The organism is Pseudomonas sp. D4-21 (assembly GCF_051132125.1).
Lineage (GTDB): Bacteria > Pseudomonadota > Gammaproteobacteria > Pseudomonadales > Pseudomonadaceae > Aquipseudomonas.
In genome coordinates, this window is record NZ_CP071664.1 from 2,094,861 (window position 1) to 2,116,459 (window position 21,599).

A 21,599-nucleotide genomic window follows, 5' to 3' on the forward strand; every position below is an offset into this window, starting at 1 on the left:
TCAATCTTCCTTCGGCACAACCCAGAAAACCTGCACGCCGCCATCGTCGCGATAGGCGAGGGTGACGTTGTCGTTCTCGTCGATTTCTGCCAGCAGGCGTTCCCATTCCTCCACCGGCTCATCGGGCAGGCGAAAGATCAGAGCGGCCTTGGCATTTTGTGCGGTGGGCGCGTTGATGATCTTCGAGACCCGTAGACCGAGTCGTGCATAGGAGTCTAAGGGGGTAGTTGCAGCGGAGGGCATGGCCACAGGATTATCCTTATTAAGCTGTACGTGCATACAGTATTTAACCGTAGGCATTTACGCAACTGCTTAAATTTCAAGAAAATCGTCTGACAGCGCTTTTTTCATTTTGATGTAGGACGAAGGTGATTTTTTACCGGACCTGGTAATGGGCCCGTGGGGCGGACGATGAAAAAAGCGGTGCCCGACCGGGCTCGGTCGGGCGGGGGAAATCAATATTCCCAGAAAATTCGCTGCAACTCCTTGCTGTCTTGGGTCTTGGTCAGGGCAACCATTGCCAGGATACGGGCCTTTTGAGGATTCAAGTCGTGGGCTACGACCCAGTCGTATTTGTCGTCAGGCTGTTCGGCGTTTCGCAGTACGAAACCACCTGCGTTGGCGTGTGACGAACGAATGATCTGCACGCCTTCCTTGCGCAAGGCCTGCAACGACGGAACGACTCGCGAAGACACCGAACCGTTGCCGGTGCCGGCGTGGATGATCGCCTTGGCGCCGGATTGGGCCAGGGCCTTGTACGCGGTGTCGCTGACGTTGCCGTAGGAGTAGGCAATTTCCACGTCCGGCAGGCTCTTGATGGTCTTGATGTCGAACTCCGAACCGGAGGTGTGGCGCTTGGCCGGCAGGCGGAACCAGTAGGATTTGCCTTCCACTACCATGCCCAACGGGCCCCACGGGCTTTTGAATGCTTCGGTCTTGATGTTGATCATCTTGCTCACATCACGGCCCGACTGGATTTCATCGTTCATGGTCACCAGTACGCCCTTACCGCGCGCTTCCTTGCTGCTGGCGACCGCCACGGCGTTGTAGAGATTGAGCATGCCATCGGCAGACATTGCGGTGCCGGGCCGCATCGAGCCGACGACAATGATCGGTTTGTCGGTTTTCTCGACAAGATTCAGGAAATAAGCGGTCTCCTCCAGCGTGTCGGTGCCGTGGGTGATGACGATGCCGTCGACATCCTCGCTGTCGGCCAGCTCGGCGACACGGCGTCCCAGTTGCAAAAGGTTTTCGTTGGTGATGCTCTCCGATGCGATCTGCATCACCTGTTCGCCGCGCACGTTGGCCAACCGGCTGAGCTCCGGTACGCCGGCGATCAGTTGTTCGATACCAACCTTGGCTGCCTGGTAGGTGGCGCTGTTGGCGGAGCTCGCGCCGGCGCCGGCGATGGTGCCGCCCGTGGCGAGGATGACGACGTTGGAAAGCTTTTGCTCAACCGGGTTTTCTTTCGCCTGAAGGGCGCTGGGCAGGAGCAGCAAGAGGGCCAAAGCGCCCGGAACAAGAGTCTTTAAGGCAGATGTCATTATTTTTCTCTCTAGTCATGAGGATTCATCTAGATGCTCCGGCAGACCTGAATGCCGAGAGCACTCCTCTCAGAGCACGATCCGTACCACTGCTGCGCAAGCGTGGGTCTACCTTCTAACGCCTTGAAAATCAAAACGATGTGTATTTGAGAAGATGCCCCTTCGGTGGATGCATGGCCGGATTTCCGAACATCAAGCTGTTTGCTGTTCGGTTAACCGGAGCAGAACGGTCTGAAGGAAGGTTGGGTTGTGAGGCTAAAGAAAACGCGCCAATGGACGATCTACCTTGTAGGAATTCATTCATGGAGCGAGACATGAGCTTTTCAATCGGCTTTCCAAATGCCGCCGCCGTCACCATCGGCGGTAAATCCGCAGCGACGTTGAATGCCTTGAGCGAGGCAACCGCCGATGCTGCCGACCAAGCCCTTGGCGAAACGCAAGCGCCCGGTAAGGTGCGCGCGAACCTGCATACCGACGCCGAGAGCAAGACCGAAAAAAGCGACAGCACCCAAAGCATCGCCATGAAAGTCCTGCTCAAGCGCATGCAAGAGCTACAGCAGCAACTGCGTGAGCAACAGCAGCAGCTCGCCGCTGCGCAGGCGCGTCCTTATTCCACGCCTGAAGCCAAGACTGCCGCGGTCATGGCCATCCAGGGACAGATCGCCGATACCACCGGTGCGCTGCAGGAAGTCACGGGCAGCTTGATCAAGGAATTGGCGAAGGATTCCAGTTCTGGGACGTTGGTCAACACCACGGCTTGATCCACAATGTTCCGGATAAAACCGGAGCGTTGACAAAACGCCGATGCTTTACCATAGTTCATTCCACGCAAACGTTTGCGCAGTCGTCGTATGACGATTTTTGCTCACAATAATCATAAAATCGGAGTGAACCCATGAAGCTGCCATTCGCTGGTCGCCTGCTCGCCGTTGCCATGCTCGCGACCGCATCCGCTGCGCTGCCTTTCTCCTCGGCGCTCGCCCAGACTCCCGAAAAACCCAAGGTTGCCCTGGTCATGAAATCCCTGGCCAACGAATTCTTCCTGACGATGGAGGATGGCGCCAAGGCTTATCAGAAAGAACACTCCGCCGACTTCGACCTGATCTCCAACGGGATCAAGGATGAAACCGACACCGCCAACCAGATCCGCATCGTCGAGCAGATGATCGTGTCCAAGGTCGACGCGCTGATCATCGCGCCTGCCGATTCCAAGGCCATGGTTCCGGTGATCAAGAAAGCCGTCGATGCCGGCATCACTGTGATCAACATCGACAATCAACTCGATCCAGCGGTGGTCAAGAGCAAGAACATCACCGTGCCTTTCGTAGGCCCTGACAACCGCAAGGGCGCTCGCCTGGTGGGTGAATACCTGGCCAAGGAGCTCAAGGCTGGTGACGAGGTGGGTATCATCGAAGGCGTGTCGACCACCACCAACGCCCAGGCGCGCACCGCGGGCTTCAAGGATGCGATGGAGGCCGCGCAGATCAAGGTCGTTTCCCTGCAATCGGGCGATTGGGAGATCAACAAGGGCAACCAGGTTGCCTCGTCGATGCTCAGCGAATACCCGAACATCAAGGCGCTGCTGGCCGGCAACGACAGCATGGCGGTAGGTGCGGTCTCGGCCGTGCGCGCGGCTGGCAAGGCGGGCAAGGTGCAAGTGGTCGGCTACGACAATATCAACGCCATCAAGCCGATGCTCAAGGACGGCCGTGTCCTGGCCACAGCCGACCAGTTCGCTGCCAAGCAGGCTGTGTTCGGCATCGAGACCGCATTGAAAATGCTCAAGGGCGAAAAAGTCGACAGCGGCGCCAACGGCGTTATCGAAACTCCGGTCGAGCTGGTGACCAAGCAGTAATCCTGGCGACACAACGGCGCTCGCCCGTCCGGGCGGGCGCATTGGAGAGTTTGTTATGTCCGTTCGCGACCCGAACGCTGTCCTGTGCGTCAGCGGTATCGGCAAGACCTATGCCCAGCCGGTACTGAGCGATATCAACCTGACGTTGATGCGCGGTGAAGTGCTGGCGTTGACCGGTGAAAATGGCGCCGGCAAAAGTACCTTGTCCAAGATCATCGGTGGGCTGGTCACGCCGACGACGGGGCAGATGCAGTTCCACGGGCAGGATTACCGTCCCGGCAGCCGGACCCAGGCGGAAGAGCTGGGCGTGCGCATGGTGATGCAGGAACTCAACCTGCTGCCGACTCTTTCCGTGGCCGAGAACCTGTTCCTCGACAACCTGCCCAGCCACGGCGGCTGGATCAGTCGCAAGCAATTACGCAAAGCGGCGATCGACGCCATGGCCCAGGTGGGGCTCGATGCAATCGATCCCGACACGCTGGTCGGTGAACTGGGCATCGGTCATCAGCAGATGGTCGAGATCGCCCGCAACCTGATCGGCGATTGCCATGTGCTGATTCTCGATGAGCCGACCGCGATGCTAACGGCCCGCGAAGTCGAAATGCTCTTCGAGCAGATCACCCGCTTGCAGGCCCGCGGCGTCTCGATCATTTATATCTCCCATCGCCTTGAGGAACTGGCGCGGGTGGCCCAGCGCATTGCGGTGCTGCGCGACGGCAACCTGGTCTGCGTCGAGCCGATGGCCAACTACAACAGTGAGCAGTTGGTGACGCTGATGGTCGGTCGGGAGCTGGGCGAGCATATCGACCTGGGCCCGCGCCAGATCGGCGCCCCCGCGCTGACCGTGAAGGGCCTGACCCGTTCCGACAAGGTCCGCGATGTGTCGTTCGAAGTTCGCAGCGGTGAAATCTTCGGTATTTCCGGGCTGATCGGGGCAGGGCGCACAGAGCTGTTGCGGTTGATCTTCGGCGCGGATGTAGCCGACAGCGGTACGGTGGCACTGGGCTCGCCAGCCAATGTGGTCAGCATCCGTTCCCCGGCCGATGCGGTGGCCCACGGCATTGCCTTGATCACCGAGGATCGCAAGGGCGAGGGCTTGCTGTTGAGCCAATCCATCGCCGCCAACATCGCGCTGGGCAACATGCCGGAGATATCCAGTGCCGGCCTGGTCAATGGCAGCGCGGAGCAGGCCTTGGCGCAGCGGCAGATCGACGCCATGCGCATCCGCAGTTCCAGCCCGACGCAGCTGGTGTCCGAATTGTCTGGCGGCAACCAACAGAAAGTGGTGATCGGCCGTTGGCTCGAACGCGATTGCTCAGTACTGCTGTTCGACGAGCCGACCCGTGGCATCGACGTCGGCGCCAAGTTCGATATTTATGCGTTGCTGGGTGAACTGACTCGCCAGGGCAAGGCGCTGGTCGTGGTCTCCAGTGACCTGCGGGAACTGATGTTGATTTGTGACCGGATCGGTGTGCTTTCCGCCGGGCGCCTGATCGACACATTCGAGCGCGACAGCTGGACCCAGGATGACTTGCTTGCCGCCGCGTTCGCCGGCTACCAGAAACGTGATGCGCTGCTCAACGAAGCGGCGCCTAGGGATCTCTCATGAAAACCGCACCTGCCGTCGGCAAATCCAATGGCAACTTTTATGGTCTGGGCACTTACCTGGGCCTGGCTGGCGCCTTGCTCGCCATGGTCGCGCTGTTCTCGGTCCTGAGCAGCCACTTTCTTTCCTACGACACCTTCAGCACCCTCGCCAATCAGATCCCCGATCTCATGGTGCTGGCGGTCGGCATGACCTTTATCCTGATCATCGGCGGCATCGATTTATCGGTGGGCTCGGTGCTGGCGTTGGCGGCTTCGACAGTCAGCGTGGCGGTGCTGGGCTGGGGCTGGAGCGTCTGGCCATCGGCCTTGCTTGGCATGGCCGTGGCGGCATTGGCGGGCACGGTCACCGGTTCGATTACCGTGGCATGGCGTATCCCGTCGTTTATCGTTTCGCTGGGTGTGCTGGAAATGGCCAGGGGCCTGGCGTACCAGATGACCGGCTCGCGGACCGCCTATATCGGCGACTCCTTCGCCTGGCTGTCCAATCCGATTGCCTTCGGTATTTCGCCTTCGTTCATCATCGCCTTACTGGTGATCTTTGTTGCCCAAGCGGTGTTGACCCGCACGGTGTTCGGGCGCTACCTGATTGGCATCGGCACCAATGAAGAAGCCGTGCGCTTGGCCGGCATCAACCCCAAGCCCTACAAGATCCTGGTGTTCAGCCTGATGGGCTTGTTGGCCGGTGTTGCGGCGCTGTTCCAGATTTCTCGCCTGGAAGCGGCGGACCCCAACGCAGGCTCGGGGCTCGAGCTGCAAGTCATCGCCGCCGTGGTCATCGGCGGCACCAGCCTGATGGGCGGGCGCGGCTCGGTCATCAGCACCTTTTTCGGCGTGCTGATCATTTCGGTGCTGGCGGCAGGCCTGGCCCAGATCGGCGCGACCGAGCCGACCAAACGCATCATCACCGGCGCGGTGATCGTGATTGCAGTGGTGCTCGATACGTACCGCAGCCAGCGCGCCAGTCGGCGGGCTTGAACCATGGCGACGATCAAGGATGTGGCGGCGCTTGCCGGGATTTCCTACACGACCGTGTCCCATGTGGTGAACAAGACGCGGCCGGTCAGTGACGAGGTGCGGCGCAAGGTCGAGGCCGCCATCGAACGGTTGGACTATGTGCCCAGCGCCGTGGCGCGCTCGCTCAAGGCCAAGACCACGGCCACCATTGGCCTGCTGGTGCCCAACAGCCTCAACCCGTACTTTGCCGAACTGGCTCGGGGGATCGAGGATTACTGCGAGCGCAATGGCTACTGCGTGATCCTATGCAATTCCGACGACAATCCGGACAAGCAGCGCAGTTATCTGCGGGTGCTGCTGGAAAAACGTATCGACGGATTGATCGTGGCGTCGGCCGGGGGCGATGTCGGCCTGGCCGAGGGCCTGACCAACGTGCGTACGCCCATGGTGATCGTTGACCGTGGCCTGGATGGCGTCGATGCGGACCTGGTCCGTATCGACCATGAATATGGCGCGTACCTGGCCACCCGGCATCTGCTGGACCTGGGCCATCGCGACATTGCCTTCATTGGCGGGCCGGCGGACACCAGCGTGGCACAGATGCGCCTGGCGGGTTATTGCCGTGCGCTGAAGGAGGCGGGGATCGAGCTGCCCGTCGAGCGCATGCTCGAGAGCGATTTCACCAGCATCGGCGGTTACCGTGCGGCGGCCCAATTGCTTGGGCAACGGCCGCCCAGCGCGATTTTCGCGGCCAACGACATGATCGGCATCGGTGCATTGCGCGCCGCCGCCGAACGCAATGTGCGCGTGCCCAGTGAGCTGTCGATCATCGGTTTCGACGATATTCAGATGAGCCGTTATGTCTACCCGGCGCTGACCACTGTGGGGCAGTCGATCCTGGACCTGGGCGAGATGGCGGCCGAGGTGTTGCTGCGGCGCATCGCAACGCCGGGGCTTGCCACTGACCAGCGGATCGTGACGCCCAGCATTGTCTTGCGAGAATCGACTGCACCGGTGCCCGGTACATTCGCCCAATACCGCTGAACCGAATTGATGAGTAATGATGTATGCCAGCAAAAGTAGTGGTGATAGGCAGCCTGAACATGGACCTGGTGACGCGTGCGCCGCGTCTGCCTCGTGGTGGGGAAACCCTGATTGGCGAGTCGTTTTCCACCATCCCGGGGGGCAAGGGCGCCAACCAGGCGGTGGCCGCCGCGCGCCTGGGTGCGCAAGTGTCCATGGTCGGTTGCGTCGGCAATGACGCCTATGGACAGCAGTTGCGTGGCGCGCTGCTCGCCGAGGGCATCGATTGCCAGGCGGTCAGCGTGGTGGAGGGCTCCAGTGGCGTTGCGCTGATCGTGGTCGATGACAACAGCCAGAACGCGATCGTCATCGTTGCCGGCGCCAATGGTGAGCTGACGCCCGGCGTCCTCGATAGTTTTGATGCGGTGCTGCAAGGCGCCGATGTCATTATCTGCCAACTGGAAGTGCCGGACGCCACCGTAGGGCATGCGCTCAAGCGCGGCCATGAGCTTGGCAAGATCGTCATTCTCAATCCGGCGCCGGCCTCCCATGCCCTGCCGGGCGACTGGTACGCCTACGTCGACTACCTGATCCCTAACGAAAGCGAAGCGATGGTCCTCAGTGGCCTGGCCGTGGATTCCCTGGAGACCGCCGAAGCCGCCGCGACGCAGTTGCTCGCGGCGGGTGCCGGCAAAGTCATCGTAACGCTGGGTGCCCAAGGGTTGCTGTTCGCCAACGGAGCGAGCTTCGAACACTTCCCCGCGCCGCGGGTCAAGGCGGTTGACACAACCGCGGCAGGCGATACGTTCGTCGGCGGTTTCGCGGCGGCCCTGGCGAACAGTAAGGACGAAGTCGAGGCCATTCGTTTCGGGCAGGTCGCCGCTGCGCTGTCGGTCACTCGCGCGGGCGCGCAGCCCTCTATTCCTGCATTGTCGGAAGTTCAGGCGTTCGAATCATGAAAAAGACTCCTTTGTTGAACATCGCCCTGTCACGCCTGGTCGCTTCCCTTGGGCATGGCGACAAGGTGGTGATTGGTGATGCCGGGCTGCCGGTGCCGCCACACGTCGAACTGATCGACCTTGCGTTGACCCATGGCGTCCCCGATTTTGTCAGTACCTTGAACGTGCTGCTCAGCGAGATGCAGGTCGAAAGCCATGTATTGGCGCAGGAAATTATCGACAAGCAACCGTCAGCCCTGGCGACGTTGGAGGCGCTGCACGCCGAAGGCGCCTTAGGCGCGCGGGCGTTGGTCAGCCATGAGCAGTTCAAGGTGCTTACTCGCGAGGCGAGGGCGGTCATTCGCACCGGAGAATGCTCACCGTACTGCAACGTGGTGCTGATCGCGGGCGTCACGTTCTAGATATTCACAACCTGCACAAGGAGTGCGCCATGCACCGCTATGCTCAAAAAATGCATCAACTGTTGCGGAGTCTGCTGCTTTTGTCATTCATCACGGCTACAAGCGCCCAGGCGGCAGAGAAGATCGACTTGATCATCGACACCGATCCGGGCGCCGATGATGTGGTTGCGCTGTTGTTCGCGCTGGCATCCCCCGAGGAGTTGCACGTTCGCGCGTTGACCACCGTGGCGGGGAACGTGCGCCTGGACAAGACTTCCCGCAATGCGCGCCTGGCCCGTGAGTGGGCGGGTGGCGAAGAGGTGCCGGTCTATGCCGGCGCGCCGAAACCGTTGATGCGCACGCCCATCTACGCGGAAAACATCCACGGCAAGGAGGGTTTGTCGGGTGTCACGGTGCACGAGCCGAAGAAAGGCTTGGCCGAGGGCAATGCCGTCAATTACCTGATCGACACGCTTAAGGCGGCCAAGCCCCACAGCATCACCATTGCCATGCTCGGCCCGCAGACGAACCTGGCCTTGGCGCTGGTCCAGGAGCCCGGGATCGTTCAGGGGATCAAGGAGGTGGTGATCATGGGTGGCGCGCACTTCAACGGCGGCAATATCACGCCGGTGGCCGAATTTAATTTATATGCCGATCCTCAGGCGGCGGAGATCGTCGCCAAAAGCGGTGTGAAGCTGACCTACCTGCCCTTGGACGTGACTCACAAGATCCTTACCAGCGAGACACGCCTGAAGCAGATCGCTGCGCTGAACAACAACGCGAGCAAGTTGGTCGGCGATATTCTCAACGAATACGTCAAGGGCGACATGGAGCACTACGGCATGACGGGCGGGCCGGTGCACGATGCAACCGTGGTCGCCTACCTTCTCAAGCCGCAGCTGTTTAGCGGGCGTGCGGTCAACCTTGTGGTGGACAGCCGTGAAGGGCCGACTTTCGGCCAGACCGTCGTCGATTGGTACGACGGCCTGAAAGCGCCAAAAAATGCTTTTTGGGTGAAGGACGGCGATGCCCAGGGGTTCTTCGATCTGCTGACCGAGCGATTGGCGCGGCTCAAGTAACGCATCTCAAGGCAACCCCGCAGGCGTCTGCCTGCGGGAACCTTATGCAGTTGTCTCAATGATGCTCGGATAGCGCTCGAACGCTTGCTTGACGAAGTTCTGCGCGGCCTGCGTCCCGAGTTCTTTCACCAGCAACTCGATGCTGAGGATCGCCAGTTCTTCCGGGCTGCCTGGGCTGTACGAGCTGTGGCCCTGCGCCCATTTTGCATTGATGGTGGCTTCGATGCTGACGGTGCTCATGTCGGGGGCTCGCAGGTTGGGAAATCTGTAGGCTGAGTTAAGCATTTTTGGAGTGGGTTTGGCAGTGCGACTTAGGCATCAGGCGAGCACTGTGCGACACTCGGTTTTTTATTTTTCCCGGGGGCTCCTACGTGCAGATCGATTTGAAGGATCCTGAGGCGTTCACCCTCGAGGCCGTGCGTGATTTGCTCGCGTCCGCCAGTGATGACGAACATACCCAGTTGCGTGTGACCAAGGCTGGCATTGCCTATCTTTCCTCGGGTGTCGTAGGCGGTGCCGACATCGCAGGTTTGTTGTTTCGGCTTGAAACCTGGGCGAAGGGTTCGGGGTATGTCGGAAACGTTGCGGCGAGCGATGAGGTCTGGGTGATGCAAATCTACAATGCATTGAAAGACAACTGGCCGAACCCGCCCTTCGATTACATCGACATCTACTGAGCGCCATTCATATTCAGTCACGATTGAGCGGTGAACAGCTGGGCAGGGCTCAGGCAAACTGCCGTTTTTCCAGATGAGGGCACCATGATGGCCTTGGCGTTGAAACCAAGTTTCGTTTGGGTTGTCGCACGCTCTCTGCTATTTCACTGAAAAAGGAGGCTTCATGCCTTGGAAGCTCGCGTCACTGAGTACTTTGCTGGCCGCTGCGCTCTTGAGCGGTTGCAGCAGCACCTCTGAATCGACCCCTGATCCCGTGACGGCCGAAACCGGGCATAGTCGCTGCGAGGCGAAGGCTGCCGAGTTCGCGATTGGCAAGCAGGCCTCGCCCCAGTTGCTGGAGCAGGCGCGGAGCCGTTCCGGCGCGCAAAACGCCCGTATTCTCAAGCCCAACGACATGGTGACGCTTGAGTACCGCTCCGATCGCTTGAACCTCAATACCGATGCCAAGCTGGTGGTCAACCGGGTCAATTGCGGCTGATTGGTTTTAAGCTGACCATAAAAAACCCCGTCACATGGACGGGGTTTTTTTAGCGCGCCGGGAAATTACTCTGGGCGAACTTGTGCAGCTTGCATACCCTTTTGGCCTTTCTCAGCCACGAAGGAAACAGTCTGGCCTTCTTTCAGGCTTTTGAAACCGTCGCTTTCGATAGCTTTGAAGTGTACGAACAGGTCGTCACCGCCACCTTGAGGAGTGATGAAGCCGAAGCCTTTTTCATCGTTGAACCATTTAACGGTGCCGGTTTGGCGATTAGACATGGTGTATCTCCAAGAAACATATATTTTCAGTGTACTGTGCTGCTCAGGCCAACTGGGCACACCCGGGTATCATAGTCGAAATGTTCGATTTGGGAGCCCCCCGGACGAGCTGTTTGCCAATCAGTCGTGTTTTCTTTACCGTCTGAACGGGCTGGAAGCCCCGGTTTCAAAGGCTTTCAGCCGAACGTAAAGACGATAAAAAAAGCTGAAAAACCTGCAAAAATCGTAGGAAAAAGCGCTTATTCAAGCCTTTTTACCCCTGTCGGGCGCCTTCCTGATGCCCAAACCGTCATTTTTTCGCAGGCGGATTCGCCTTGCATTTGGCGATCTGGCCGAGGGCTTTCTGTTGCAGTTCAGGGGTGGCCTTGTTGTCCATCAGAGCCTGGATATCACTGGCCGGATAGGATTTGATGGCGTCGGCGCCACAGGCGCAGTGTGACTTGGCCGCTGCCGCGCCGATCTGTGGCGTTGCCGCCTGGGTGCACTGGGCCATGTATTTTTCGCGCTCGCCCTTTGGCCAGTCGGCATGGGCGGCAATCGGGAGCAGCAGGGCGAGGGGGGCGACTACTGCGAATAACGTATTCAGACGCATGCTGAGATGCTCCTTTCGGGTCGATGTCTTGGTATCTGAGGGGTTGCGGGCGCTTCAGTTCAGCACTTTGGCATAAAAGCCCCGCTTTTACGTTCGCTCCAACGCGAGCGCGGCGATGACCGTTCATCTGTGTTAGCATGCCGGGCTCGGGTATTTTCAGGCTCCGGATGACGACAAGTCCCGGCGGCGGCAAATGTTCGACTAACCCTGATTTGAATCCCAGTCACTCTGGTTCGGTTTTCCCGGTTGGCCGCAAGGCTCCTGCCGCTGTAAGGCAGGCGTTCGTCATTGAATGGCCTGGACTGGATCTTGTACTGGCTCATCCCAACCCACGTGACCTTTGGTAGGGGTCACCACTAGGAGAGGAGGCGCCATGCCAACTATTACTCTTCCCGACGGCAGTCAACGTTCATTCGACCACCCGGTTTCCGTAGCCGAGGTCGCCGCATCCATTGGCGCGGGCCTGGCCAAGGCCACCCTGGCCGGCAAGGTAAACGGCAAACTGGTCGACGCCAGCGATGTCATCGACAGCGATGCCACGCTGCAAATCATCACGCCCAAGGATGAAGAGGGGCTGGAGATCATTCGTCACTCCTGCGCGCACCTGGTCGGTCATGCGGTCAAGCAGCTGTACCCGAGCGCGAAGATGGTCATCGGGCCGGTCATCGACGAAGGCTTCTATTACGACATCGCCTTCGAGCGTCCTTTTACCCCGGACGACATGGCCGCGATCGAGCAGCGCATGCAGCAGCTGATCGAGAAAGATTACGACGTCATCAAGAAAGTCACCCCGCGCGCCGAAGTCATCGAAGTCTTCAAGGCCCGTGGCGAGGACTACAAGCTGCGTCTGGTGGAAGACATGCCGGACGAGCAGGCCATGGGCCTGTACTACCACGAAGAATACGTCGACATGTGCCGCGGCCCGCACGTGCCGAACACGCGTTTCCTGAAATCCTTCAGGCTGACCAAGCTGTCCGGCGCCTACTGGCGTGGCGACGCGAAGAACGAACAGTTGCAGCGCGTCTACGGCACGGCCTGGGCGGACAAGAAGCAGCTGGCGGCCTACATCCAGCGTATCGAAGAGGCTGAGAAGCGCGATCACCGCAAGATCGGCAAGCGCCTGGGCCTATTCCATACCCAGGAAGAATCCCCGGGCATGGTGTTCTGGCACCCGAACGGCTGGACTCTGTACCAGGTGCTAGAACAGTACATGCGCCAGGTCCAGCGTGAGAACGGCTACCTCGAAATCAAGACGCCGCAAGTGGTCGACCGCAGCCTCTGGGAGAAATCCGGGCATTGGGCCAACTACGCCGACAACATGTTCACCACCCAGTCGGAAAACCGCGACTACGCCATCAAGCCAATGAACTGCCCGTGCCACGTGCAGGTATTCAACCAGGGCCTGAAGAGCTATCGCGAGCTGCCGATGCGCCTGGCCGAGTTCGGTGCTTGCCACCGTAACGAGCCATCGGGTGCGCTGCACGGCATCATGCGCGTGCGGGCATTCACTCAGGACGACGCGCACATTTTCTGCACTGAAGAGCAGATGCAGGCTGAATCCGCCGCGTTCATCAAGCTGACCATGGACGTCTACCGGGACTTCGGCTTCACCGAAGTTGAAATGAAGCTGTCCACTCGTCCGGAAAAACGCGTCGGTTCCGACGAACTGTGGGATCGCGCCGAGGCCGCCCTGGCCGCCGCCCTCGACAGCGCGGGGCTTGCGTACGAGCTGCAGCCGGGCGAGGGCGCATTCTACGGTCCGAAGATTGAATTCTCGTTGAAAGATTGCCTTGGCCGCGTCTGGCAATGTGGTACCTTGCAGCTCGATTTCAACCTGCCGATCCGTCTGGGCGCTGAATATGTGTCCGAAGACAACAGCCGCAAGCACCCGGTCATGCTTCACCGCGCGATCCTCGGTTCCTTCGAGCGTTTCGTCGGGATCCTGATCGAGCATTACGAGGGTGCGTTCCCCGCGTGGCTGGCGCCGACCCAGGCAGTGATCATGAATATCACTGATAAACAGGCAGATTTTGCCGCCGAAGTCGAAAAAACTCTCCATCAAAGCGGATTTCGTGCCAAGTCCGACTTGAGAAATGAAAAGATCGGCTTTAAAATCCGCGAGCATACTTTGCTCAAGGTTCCCTTTCTCTTGGTTATTGGAGATCGGGAGGTCGAGATGCAGACTGTCGCTGTGCGTACTCGTGAAGGTGCTGACCTGGGCTCGATGCCCGTCGCCGAATTCGCCGAGTTTCTCGCGCAAGCGGTTTCCCGGCGTGGTCGCCCAGATTCGGAGTAATTATTATTAAGCGTGAAATGAGACAAGATAAACGAGCTGCACCGAAAGCCCCGATCAACGAGAATATCTCGGCACGCGAGGTTCGGTTAATTGGCGCTGATGGCGAGCAGATTGGCATCGTCTCGATTGATGAAGCGCTTCGTATTGCTGAAGAAGCCAAGCTTGATCTGGTGGAAATTTCCGCGGACGCAGTCCCACCCGTTTGCCGGGTGATGGACTACGGCAAGTCGATCTTCGAAAAGAAGAAGCAGATTGCCGCGGCGAAGAAAAACCAGAAGCAGATTCAGGTAAAAGAAATCAAGTTTCGTCCAGGGACGGAGGAAGGGGATTACCAGGTAAAACTGCGCAACCTGGTACGTTTCCTGAGTGACGGGGACAGGGCCAAGGTATCCTTGCGATTCCGCGGCCGTGAGATGGCCCACCAGGAGCTGGGGATGGAACTCCTCAAGCGGGTTGAACAAGACCTGCTCGAGTACGGTTCGGTCGAACAGCATCCTAAGATGGAAGGACGCCAGCTGATCATGGTCATCGCCCCGAAAAAGAAGAAGTAATCACCAGGGCACGGCAGGCCTTGCGATTATGTTTATCAACTGAATGCGGAGTATCCGAACATGCCAAAGATGAAAACTAAAAGTGGTGCTGCTAAGCGGTTTCTGAAAACTGCTAACGGCATCAAGCACAAGCACGCTTTCAAGAGCCACATCCTGACCAAAATGTCGACCAAGCGTAAGCGTCAACTGCGCGGTAGCAGCTTGCTGCATCCGTCTGACGTGGCAAAAGTCGAGCGCATGCTGCGCCTTCGTTAATTTTTGGATCAAGAATAGAGGAAGTAACTCATGGCTCGTGTAAAGCGTGGCGTCATTGCCCGTAAGCGTCACAAGAAAATTATGAAACTTGCTAAAGGCTACTACGGTGCGCGTTCCCGCGTATTCCGTGTTGCCAAGCAAGCCGTAATCAAGGCAGGCCAATACGCCTACCGTGACCGTCGTCAGAAAAAACGTCAGTTCCGCGCTCTGTGGATCGCTCGTATCAACGCTGGTGCTCGTACCTACGGTCTGTCCTACAGCCGTTTCATCGCCGGCCTGAAAAAAGCGTCCATCGAGATCGACCGTAAGGTTCTGGCTGATCTGGCAGTGAACGAAAAAGCGGCGTTTGCTGCGATTGTCGAGAAAGCTAAAGCCACCTTGGCTTAAGTACCCCCGGCAGTCACCGGGGCTCACCTCTGTGGGCCCGGGTGCCAAACGTCATAAATAGGGGAAGAGCCTTAAAGCTCTTCCCCTATTTTGTATCTGGAGTCTGTACATGGAAAACCTGGACGCGCTGGTCGCTCAAGCACTAGAGGCTGTGCAAAGCGCTGAAGATATCAATGCCCTGGAGCAAATCCGGGTTCACTACCTTGGCAAGAAAGGCGAGTTGACTCAGGTGATGAAGACCCTGGGGAACCTGCCGGCCGAAGAGCGTCCGCAGGTTGGTGCGCTGATCAACGTCGCCAAGGAACGTGTCACAGAAGTCCTCAATGCGCGCAAGGCGCTGTTCGAGGAGGCGGACCTGGCGGCCAAGCTCGCGGCCGAATCCATCGACGTGACCCTGCCTGGCCGTGGCCAGACTTCCGGTGGCCTGCATCCGGTGACCCGGACCCTGGAACGCATCGAGCAGTTCTTCACCCGCATCGGCTATGGCATTGCCGAGGGTCCTGAGGTCGAAGACGACTACCACAACTTCGAGGCGCTCAACATCCCAGGCCACCACCCGGCCCGGTCGATGCATGACACCTTCTATTTCAATGCGAACATGTTGTTGCGCACCCATACCTCTCCGGTACAGGTCCGCACCATGGAATCGCAGCAGCCGCCGATCCGCATCGTCTGCCCAGGCCGTGTGTACCGTAGCGACTCCGATATCACCCATTCGCCGATGTTCCATCAGGTCGAAGGCCTGCTGGTGGATCGCGACATCAATTTCGCTGACCTGAAAGGGACTATCGAAGAGTTCCTGCGGGTGTTCTTCGAAAAAGAACTGGCCGTGCGCTTCCGCCCTTCGTATTTCCCGTTCACTGAGCCATCGGCCGAAGTCGACATGGAATGCGTGATGTGCAGCGGCAAGGGCTGCCGCGTCTGCAAGCAGACGGGCTGGCTGGAAGTCATGGGTTGCGGCATGGTTCACCCGAACGTGCTGCGCATGTCCGGGATCGATCCGGAAGAATTCTCGGGCTTTGCCTTCGGCATGGGCGTGGAACGCTTGGCCATGCTGCGTTACGGCGTGAACGACTTGCGTCTGTTCTTCGACAACGACTTGCGGTTCCTCGCGCAATTTCGCTAGTCGTAACGAACCTTTAGGAGAGCAGGATGAAATTCAGTGAACAATGGCTGCGCGGCTGGGTTAGCCCGCAGGTAAGCCAGGACGAGCTGGTTGCTCGCCTGTCGATGGCCGGTCTTGAGGTCGATAGCGTGACGCCGGCCGCCGGCGCATTCAGTGGCGTGGTGGTGGGGGAGGTGCTGAGCACCGAACAACACCCTGACGCGGACAAGCTGCGGGTTTGCCAGGTCAGCAGTGGCGGGGAAACGTTCCAGGTCGTATGCGGTGCACCAAACGTGCGTCCCGGCCTGAAGATCCCGTTTGCCATGATCGGCGCAGAACTGCCGGGTGACTTCAAGATCAAGAAAGCCAAGCTGCGCGGTGTCGAGTCCAACGGCATGTTGTGCTCCCAAGCCGAATTGCAGGTTGGCGAAGGCAACGACGGCCTGATGGAGTTGCCGGCGGATGCGCCGGTCGGCAAGGATTTTCGTGAATACCTGGGCCTGGACGATGCGAGCATCGAAGTCGACCTGACGCCGAACCGTGGCGACTGCCTGTCAGTGGCTGGCCTGGCCCGTGAAGTCGGCGCGTTGTACGCCACCCCGGTCACTCGCCCGGTGGTTGCGAGTGTCCCGGCCGTGCATGACGAAGTCCGTCCGATCGAAGTCTTGGCGCCGAGCGCATGCCCGCGTTACCTGGGCCGCGTGATCCGCAATGTCGACCTGTCCAAGCCGACCCCGCTGTGGATGGTCGAGCGCCTGCGACGCTCCGACGTGCGCAGCATCGACGCGGCTGTCGACATTACCAACTATGTAATGCTTGAGCTGGGTCAGCCGCTGCACGCATTCGATCTCGCCGAAATCAACGGCGGCATCCGCGTGCGCATGGCTGAAGAAGGTGAAAAGCTGGTGCTGCTCGATGGCCAGGAAGTGGCCTTGCGCAGCGATACGCTGGTGATTGCCGACCATACCCGCGCCCTGGCGATTGCAGGCGTGATGGGCGGCGAGCACAGTGGCGTCTCCGCCACCACCCGTGATGTATTCCTTGAAAGCGCCTTCTTCGACCAGATCGCCGTCGCCGGCAAGGCTCGTTCCTACGGCCTGCATACTGACGCCTCGCACCGCTATGAGCGTGGCGTGGATTGGCAACTGGCCCGTGAAGCCATGGAGCGCGCCACTGGCCTGCTGCTGGAAATCACCGGTGGCGAAGCCGGCCCGATCATCGAAACCGTCAGCGAACAGCACCTGCCGAATATCGCGCCGGTGACGCTGCGTGCCCAACGCATCACCCAGATGCTAGGCATGGAAATGGCCCCGGCCGAAGTCGAGCGTCTGCTCAACGCCTTGGGCCTGACCGTCCGGGCCGAGGGGGAAGGGCAGTGGCAGGTCGAAGTGCCAAGCCATCGCTTCGATATTAGCCTGGAAGTCGATCTGATCGAAGAGCTGGCCCGCTTGTACGGCTACAATCGCCTGCCGGTCCGCTATCCCCAGGCTCGCCTGGCCCCGCAAGCCAAGGCAGAGGCCCGCAGTGACCTGCCGGAGCTGCGTCGCCTGCTGGTGGCTCGTGGGTATCAGGAAGCGATCACCTACAGTTTCATCGATCCGCGTCAGTTCGAATTGTTCAGCCCAGGTGTTGAGCCACTGCTGTTGGCCAACCCGATCTCCAATGACATGGCCGCGATGCGCTCGTCCCTGTGGCCGGGCCTGATCAAGTCGCTCCAGCACAACCTGAATCGCCAGCAGGACCGCGTACGCCTGTTCGAAAGCGGCCTGCGTTTTGTCGGTCAGTTGGACGGCCTGAAGCAAGAGCCAATGCTGGCCGGTGTCGTTTGCGGCAGCCGCCTGCCGGAAGGCTGGGCCCAAGGTCGTGATGGCGTGGATTTCTTCGACGTCAAGGCCGACGTGGAAGCGGTGCTGGGCTTTGCTGGTGCGCTCGGCGCGTTCACCTTCGTGCCTGGCAAGCATCCGGCGTTGCACCCGGGTCAGACCGCGCGCATCGAGCGAGACGGTCGTGAAGTCGGTTATGTCGGCGCGATCCACCCTGAGTTGTCGAAGACGCTGGGTCTTGATCGTCCAGTCTTCGTTTTCGAGCTGGTCCTGGCTGAAGTCGCCCAAGGAAAAATGCCGAAATTCCAGGAGTTATCGCGCTTTCCTGAAGTGCGTCGCGACCTTGCCTTGATAGCCGATGTCGGCGTTGCATCCAGTGCCGTACTGGCAGTAATCCGTGAAAATGCAGGCGAATGGCTGACGGACCTCAGGCTATTTGACGTGTATCAAGGTAAAGGCATTGATCCGCATAGAAAAAGCCTTGCAGTCGGCTTGACCTGGCAGCATCCATCGCGCACTCTTAATGACGATGAGGTGAATACCGCAACGCAGAATATCCTCACCTCGCTCGAACACAGGTTGAACGCCACGTTAAGGAAGTGACGTATGGGGGCTCTGACGAAAGCTGAGATGGCGGAACGTCTGTATGAGGAGTTGGGCCTGAATAAACGGGAGGCCAAAGAATTGGTCGAACTGTTTTTCGAAGAAATCAGGCACGCTCTCGAAGACAACGAGCAGGTCAAATTGTCCGGATTCGGCAATTTCGACCTTCGGGACAAACGCCAGCGGCCTGGCCGCAATCCGAAAACGGGAGAAGAAATCCCGATCACGGCTCGCCGTGTGGTCACCTTTCGTCCAGGGCAGAAGTTGAAGGCCCGAGTTGAGGCTTATGCTGGAACCAAGTCATAACGACGAACTACCCGTCATCCCGGGCAAACGCTACTTCACCATTGGTGAAGTCAGCGAGCTGTGTGCGGTTAAACCGCACGTGCTGCGCTATTGGGAGCAGGAGTTTCCTCAACTCAACCCGGTCAAGCGCCGCGGAAACCGACGGTATTATCAGCGCCAGGACGTGCTGATGATCCGGCAGATCCGCGCGCTGCTGTACGACCAGGGGTTCACCATCGGCGGAGCGCGCCTGCGCCTCTCCGGTGACGAGGCCAAGGACGATACAACCCAGTACAAACAGATGATCCGCCAGATGATCGCCGAGCTCGAAGATGTACTGGTGGTGCTCAAGAAATAAATTTCTGCTTTTAAATACTTCCAGTTTTCAAAAGCTTGCGATATATTCCTGAGCGTTCCGTTGAGAAGCGGAACAAGATTCACGCCTAGTCGGGGCGTAGCGCAGTCCGGTAGCGCACTAGCATGGGGTGCTAGGGGTCGAGTGTTCGAATCACTCCGTCCCGACCATACAATCCAAAAGGGTTGCGAGATTTAATCTCGCGACCCTTTTTTTATGGTTGTTCCCAACCCCTCAATACAACGGCTTCAGATTAATCTCAAGCCATGCGTGATAAGCCTAGACGCCCACCCTGGACCAGAACTCTTCTGCGGATTGGCTGAGTGGCGCCGTCGGGCGGGTCAGGTGAATTTCCAGTGGGATATCCCAACTCTCGTCCAATGCCCTGACTAAGCGCCCGTCCAGGATCTCCTGCTCGGTGAGGCTTTTGGGTAGCCATGCGACTCCTTTGCTTTCCAGCGCCATCGACATCAGCACCGCCGCGAGGTGGCTGCTGAAGAGGGGCTTGAGGTGGAGGTAGTCTTCCTTGCCCTGCAATCGATGAGCAACGATGCGCCCCAATCCTGATTCATGGGTGTAGGCGAGGTAGGGCAGTGCCGCTGGGGAGGTACCAAAGTTGGCAGAAGCACTCGCCAGGGGAACCAGGACGTCTTCGCCAACTTTCTTACCCGTGAACTGGTCAGGCGCCAGCAACGGAGGAACGTCGGGATGGCGGTGACAGAGCAGAAACTGAACCTGTCCGTGTATCAGCATTTGCTCACAGACGGCCATGCTACCTGAATGCAACTGCACGGCCTCGATGGGGGCGCCGTGTTCTGCGCCGCGGAGCCATCTTGGGAAAAAGGTAAACGACAGGGAATGGGTTGCAGCGAACTGCAATGATCTGGCGGCCATTCCCGCCACTTCCTGAGCCTCGTTGCGCATTCGGTACAAGCGCCGCGCGGCTTCCTGGGCGCTCGGCAATATCTGCCTCCCCGCTTCGGTCAGCGTCGCGCCATGAGGCGTGCGGATGAACAGCTGTACGCCCATCCAATTTTCCAACGAGCGCACTCTGCGACTGAACGCTGGCTGAGTGACGTGCCGCGCTTCAGCCGCCCGAACGAAGCTCCCATATTCCGCGAGTGCTGAAAGGTCTTCGAGCCAAACGAGTTCCAAGGGCCATGCCTCCTGTGCATAGGGTGCGGCATTAATAGCATTGGGCGGGAAAGATCGCAAAGCCTAACGTGGGGCTACAAACAACAAGAGGAACCCCTCATGCGCATCGTCGATATTCGTGAAAAAACCGTTTCCATTGCGTCCCCAATCGCCAACGCCTACATCGACTTCTCCAAAATGACCTGCTCGGTCGTCGCTGTGGTCACGGATGTGATTCGCGATGGCAAACCCGTGATCGGATACGGTTTCAACTCCAATGGCCGCTACGGCCAGGGTGCCCTGATGCGTGATCGTTTCCTGGCGCGTGTCACCGAAGCTGAGCCCGACACCCTTGTCGATCATGAAAACAACAACCTGGATCCGTTCGCGATCTGGAAGACCCTGATGACTAACGAGAAGCCAGGCGGACACGGAGAGCGCTCCGTCGCAGTTGGCACCATCGACATGGCCGTATGGGATGCCGTCGCCAAGATTGAAGGCAAACCGCTCTATCGTCTGCTGGCTGACCGCTACCGCAATGGCGTGGCGGATGACAAGGTCTGGGTCTATGCAGCGGGTGGCTACTACTACCCTGGCAAGGACCAGACAAAGCTCAAGGCGGAAATGCAGAGCTATCTGGATCGTGGCTACGATGTGGTCAAGATGAAGATCGGTGCGGTGCCACTGGACGAAGACATCCGTCGCATCGAAGCGGTACTTGAAGTGGTGGGGGACGGTCGTCGATTGGCGGTCGACGCCAATGGTCGCTTCGATCTTCAGACGGGAATCGCTTACGCGGAAGCCATCAAAAAGTACAACCTCTTCTGGTACGAAGAGGTCGGTGATCCGCTTGACTACGCATTGCAGGCTGAGCTGGCCAATCACTATGAATTGCCCATGGCCACCGGTGAAAACCTGTTCTCCCACCAGGATGCTCGCAACTTGTTGCGCCACGGTGGCATGCGGCCCGATCGCGACTTCCTCCAATTCGACTGCGCACTGTCTTATGGCCTCGTGGAATACCTGCGCACCCTTGAAGTCATGGAAGAGCTGGGCTGGTCTTCCCGTCGCGTAGTGCCCCATGGCGGTCACCAGATGTCCCTGAACATCGCAGCCGGCCTGCACCTGGGCGGTAACGAATCATACCCAGACGTGTTCCAGCCATTCGGTGGGTTCGCCGATGGGATCAAGGTGGAAAACGGCTACGTCGGTCTGCCGGATATTCCGGGTGTGGGATTCGAAGCCAAATCTGCCTTGTATGCAGTCATGCGTGAGCTGGGCGAAGGCTGATCACCCTCAAGCTGCGGCCTGCAGGAGCAGGTCGCAGAACCAGGCGCCACCCACCGGCGCCAGCCCACAGCCCATCACAAAAATAAAA

Annotated in this window: 25 protein-coding genes and 1 tRNA gene; 20 read left to right on the plus strand and 6 right to left on the minus strand. The window is 59.0% G+C overall.

The window, feature by feature from the left end; genetic code table 11:
• Both J3Q04_RS09485 and J3Q04_RS09490 read right to left on the minus strand, forming a co-directional pair.
• Positions 1–300 (minus strand): DUF1654 domain-containing protein, encoded by a 300-nt coding sequence (locus J3Q04_RS09485; protein ID WP_434606637.1) that lies wholly within the window; start codon positions 298–300, stop codon positions 1–3.
• Between the two features lie 155 nt (positions 301–455).
• Positions 456–1,544, minus strand: coding sequence for an asparaginase (locus J3Q04_RS09490; RefSeq protein WP_420765825.1), 1,089 nt, complete (start codon positions 1,542–1,544; stop codon positions 456–458).
• 314 nt (positions 1,545–1,858) lie between these two features.
• Here J3Q04_RS09490 and J3Q04_RS09495 point away from each other — a divergent pair, with 314 nt between their 5' ends.
• The 8 genes from J3Q04_RS09495 (at position 1,859) to J3Q04_RS09530 (ending at position 9,402) form a co-directional block, all read left to right on the plus strand.
• The gene (locus J3Q04_RS09495) at positions 1,859–2,305 is read left to right on the plus strand and encodes a hypothetical protein (protein WP_420765826.1); all 447 of its coding nucleotides are present in this window, start codon (positions 1,859–1,861) and stop codon (positions 2,303–2,305) included.
• Positions 2,306–2,439: 134 nt separating this feature from the next.
• Positions 2,440–3,399, plus strand: coding sequence for a sugar ABC transporter substrate-binding protein (locus J3Q04_RS09500; protein ID WP_420765827.1), 960 nt, complete (start codon positions 2,440–2,442; stop codon positions 3,397–3,399).
• 55 nt (positions 3,400–3,454) lie between these two features.
• Complete coding sequence (locus tag J3Q04_RS09505) at positions 3,455–5,008, plus strand: sugar ABC transporter ATP-binding protein (protein ID WP_434559673.1); 1,554 nt, start codon at positions 3,455–3,457, stop codon at positions 5,006–5,008.
• On the plus strand, positions 5,005–5,982 hold the full coding sequence (locus tag J3Q04_RS09510; RefSeq protein ID WP_039592822.1) for an ABC transporter permease: 978 nt from the start codon (positions 5,005–5,007) through the stop codon (positions 5,980–5,982). The genes J3Q04_RS09505 and J3Q04_RS09510 overlap by 4 nt, the downstream gene beginning before the upstream one ends.
• Positions 5,983–5,985: 3 nt before the next feature.
• A complete protein-coding gene (locus J3Q04_RS09515; RefSeq protein WP_420765829.1) occupies positions 5,986–7,005 on the plus strand; it encodes a LacI family DNA-binding transcriptional regulator in 1,020 nt (339 codons plus the stop codon).
• 23 nt (positions 7,006–7,028) lie between these two features.
• On the plus strand, positions 7,029–7,943 hold the full coding sequence (gene rbsK / locus J3Q04_RS09520) for a ribokinase (protein ID WP_434606631.1): 915 nt from the start codon (positions 7,029–7,031) through the stop codon (positions 7,941–7,943).
• Positions 7,940–8,344 (plus strand): D-ribose pyranase, encoded by a 405-nt coding sequence (rbsD, locus tag J3Q04_RS09525; protein WP_434606628.1) that lies wholly within the window; start codon positions 7,940–7,942, stop codon positions 8,342–8,344. Before rbsK ends, rbsD begins: the two co-directional genes overlap by 4 nt.
• A gap of 29 nt (positions 8,345–8,373) precedes the next feature.
• A complete protein-coding gene (locus J3Q04_RS09530; protein WP_434606625.1) occupies positions 8,374–9,402 on the plus strand; it encodes a nucleoside hydrolase in 1,029 nt (342 codons plus the stop codon).
• Positions 9,403–9,444: 42 nt separating this feature from the next.
• On the opposite strand, the gene J3Q04_RS09535 is transcribed toward J3Q04_RS09530, so the two are convergent.
• Entirely contained in the window at positions 9,445–9,642 is a 198-nt protein-coding gene (locus tag J3Q04_RS09535) for a hypothetical protein (RefSeq protein ID WP_434559665.1), read from the minus strand.
• 131 nt (positions 9,643–9,773) lie between these two features.
• Here J3Q04_RS09535 and J3Q04_RS09540 point away from each other — a divergent pair, with 131 nt between their 5' ends.
• A complete protein-coding gene (locus J3Q04_RS09540) occupies positions 9,774–10,079 on the plus strand; it encodes a hypothetical protein (protein WP_420765834.1) in 306 nt (101 codons plus the stop codon).
• A 163-nt stretch (positions 10,080–10,242) separates the two neighbouring features.
• Entirely contained in the window at positions 10,243–10,557 is a 315-nt protein-coding gene (locus tag J3Q04_RS09545) for an I78 family peptidase inhibitor (RefSeq protein WP_434606621.1), read from the plus strand.
• Between the two features lie 65 nt (positions 10,558–10,622).
• Here the strand turns inward: J3Q04_RS09545 and J3Q04_RS09550 are convergent, their stop codons facing one another.
• Both J3Q04_RS09550 and J3Q04_RS09555 read right to left on the minus strand, forming a co-directional pair.
• Positions 10,623–10,835: a cold-shock protein gene (locus J3Q04_RS09550; RefSeq protein WP_003179963.1), complete on the minus strand. Its 213-nt coding sequence runs from the start codon at positions 10,833–10,835 to the stop codon at positions 10,623–10,625.
• A gap of 289 nt (positions 10,836–11,124) precedes the next feature.
• Positions 11,125–11,427 carry a hypothetical protein gene (locus J3Q04_RS09555; protein ID WP_420765836.1) on the minus strand — a complete coding sequence of 101 codons (303 nt, stop codon included), beginning with the start codon at positions 11,425–11,427 and terminating at the stop codon, positions 11,125–11,127.
• A gap of 373 nt (positions 11,428–11,800) precedes the next feature.
• Here J3Q04_RS09555 and thrS point away from each other — a divergent pair, with 373 nt between their 5' ends.
• The 9 genes from thrS to J3Q04_RS09600 all read left to right on the plus strand — a co-directional run bounded on the left by thrS (position 11,801) and on the right by J3Q04_RS09600 (position 19,257).
• Positions 11,801–13,723 (plus strand): threonine--tRNA ligase, encoded by a 1,923-nt coding sequence (thrS, locus tag J3Q04_RS09560; RefSeq protein ID WP_434606619.1) that lies wholly within the window; start codon positions 11,801–11,803, stop codon positions 13,721–13,723.
• The gene (gene infC, locus J3Q04_RS09565) at positions 13,723–14,274 is read left to right on the plus strand and encodes a translation initiation factor IF-3 (protein WP_169432615.1); all 552 of its coding nucleotides are present in this window, start codon (positions 13,723–13,725) and stop codon (positions 14,272–14,274) included. The genes thrS and infC overlap by 1 nt, the downstream gene beginning before the upstream one ends.
• Before the next feature lie 60 nt (positions 14,275–14,334).
• Positions 14,335–14,529, plus strand: a complete 195-nt coding sequence (gene rpmI, locus J3Q04_RS09570) for a 50S ribosomal protein L35 (protein ID WP_002553160.1) — start codon at positions 14,335–14,337, stop codon at positions 14,527–14,529.
• A gap of 30 nt (positions 14,530–14,559) precedes the next feature.
• Complete coding sequence (rplT, locus tag J3Q04_RS09575) at positions 14,560–14,916, plus strand: 50S ribosomal protein L20 (RefSeq protein WP_039592831.1); 357 nt, start codon at positions 14,560–14,562, stop codon at positions 14,914–14,916.
• Between the two features lie 109 nt (positions 14,917–15,025).
• The gene (gene pheS, locus J3Q04_RS09580) at positions 15,026–16,042 is read left to right on the plus strand and encodes a phenylalanine--tRNA ligase subunit alpha (protein ID WP_207964006.1); all 1,017 of its coding nucleotides are present in this window, start codon (positions 15,026–15,028) and stop codon (positions 16,040–16,042) included.
• Between the two features lie 26 nt (positions 16,043–16,068).
• Entirely contained in the window at positions 16,069–18,447 is a 2,379-nt protein-coding gene (gene pheT / locus J3Q04_RS09585) for a phenylalanine--tRNA ligase subunit beta (protein WP_434606614.1), read from the plus strand.
• Positions 18,448–18,450: 3 nt separating this feature from the next.
• A complete protein-coding gene (gene ihfA / locus J3Q04_RS09590; RefSeq protein ID WP_002553164.1) occupies positions 18,451–18,753 on the plus strand; it encodes an integration host factor subunit alpha in 303 nt (100 codons plus the stop codon).
• Positions 18,734–19,090 (plus strand): MerR family transcriptional regulator, encoded by a 357-nt coding sequence (locus J3Q04_RS09595; RefSeq protein WP_003179985.1) that lies wholly within the window; start codon positions 18,734–18,736, stop codon positions 19,088–19,090. Before ihfA ends, J3Q04_RS09595 begins: the two co-directional genes overlap by 20 nt.
• A 90-nt stretch (positions 19,091–19,180) precedes the next feature.
• Positions 19,181–19,257: transfer RNA gene (locus tag J3Q04_RS09600), tRNA-Pro, on the plus strand.
• 109 nt (positions 19,258–19,366) lie between these two features.
• On the opposite strand, the gene J3Q04_RS09605 is transcribed toward J3Q04_RS09600, so the two are convergent.
• Positions 19,367–20,242, minus strand: coding sequence for a LysR family transcriptional regulator (locus J3Q04_RS09605; protein WP_420765839.1), 876 nt, complete (start codon positions 20,240–20,242; stop codon positions 19,367–19,369).
• Between the two features lie 99 nt (positions 20,243–20,341).
• On the opposite strand from J3Q04_RS09605, the gene J3Q04_RS09610 reads away from it, so the two are divergent.
• On the plus strand, positions 20,342–21,511 hold the full coding sequence (locus J3Q04_RS09610; protein ID WP_434606611.1) for a mandelate racemase/muconate lactonizing enzyme family protein: 1,170 nt from the start codon (positions 20,342–20,344) through the stop codon (positions 21,509–21,511).
• Positions 21,512–21,599 lie beyond the last annotated feature (88 nt).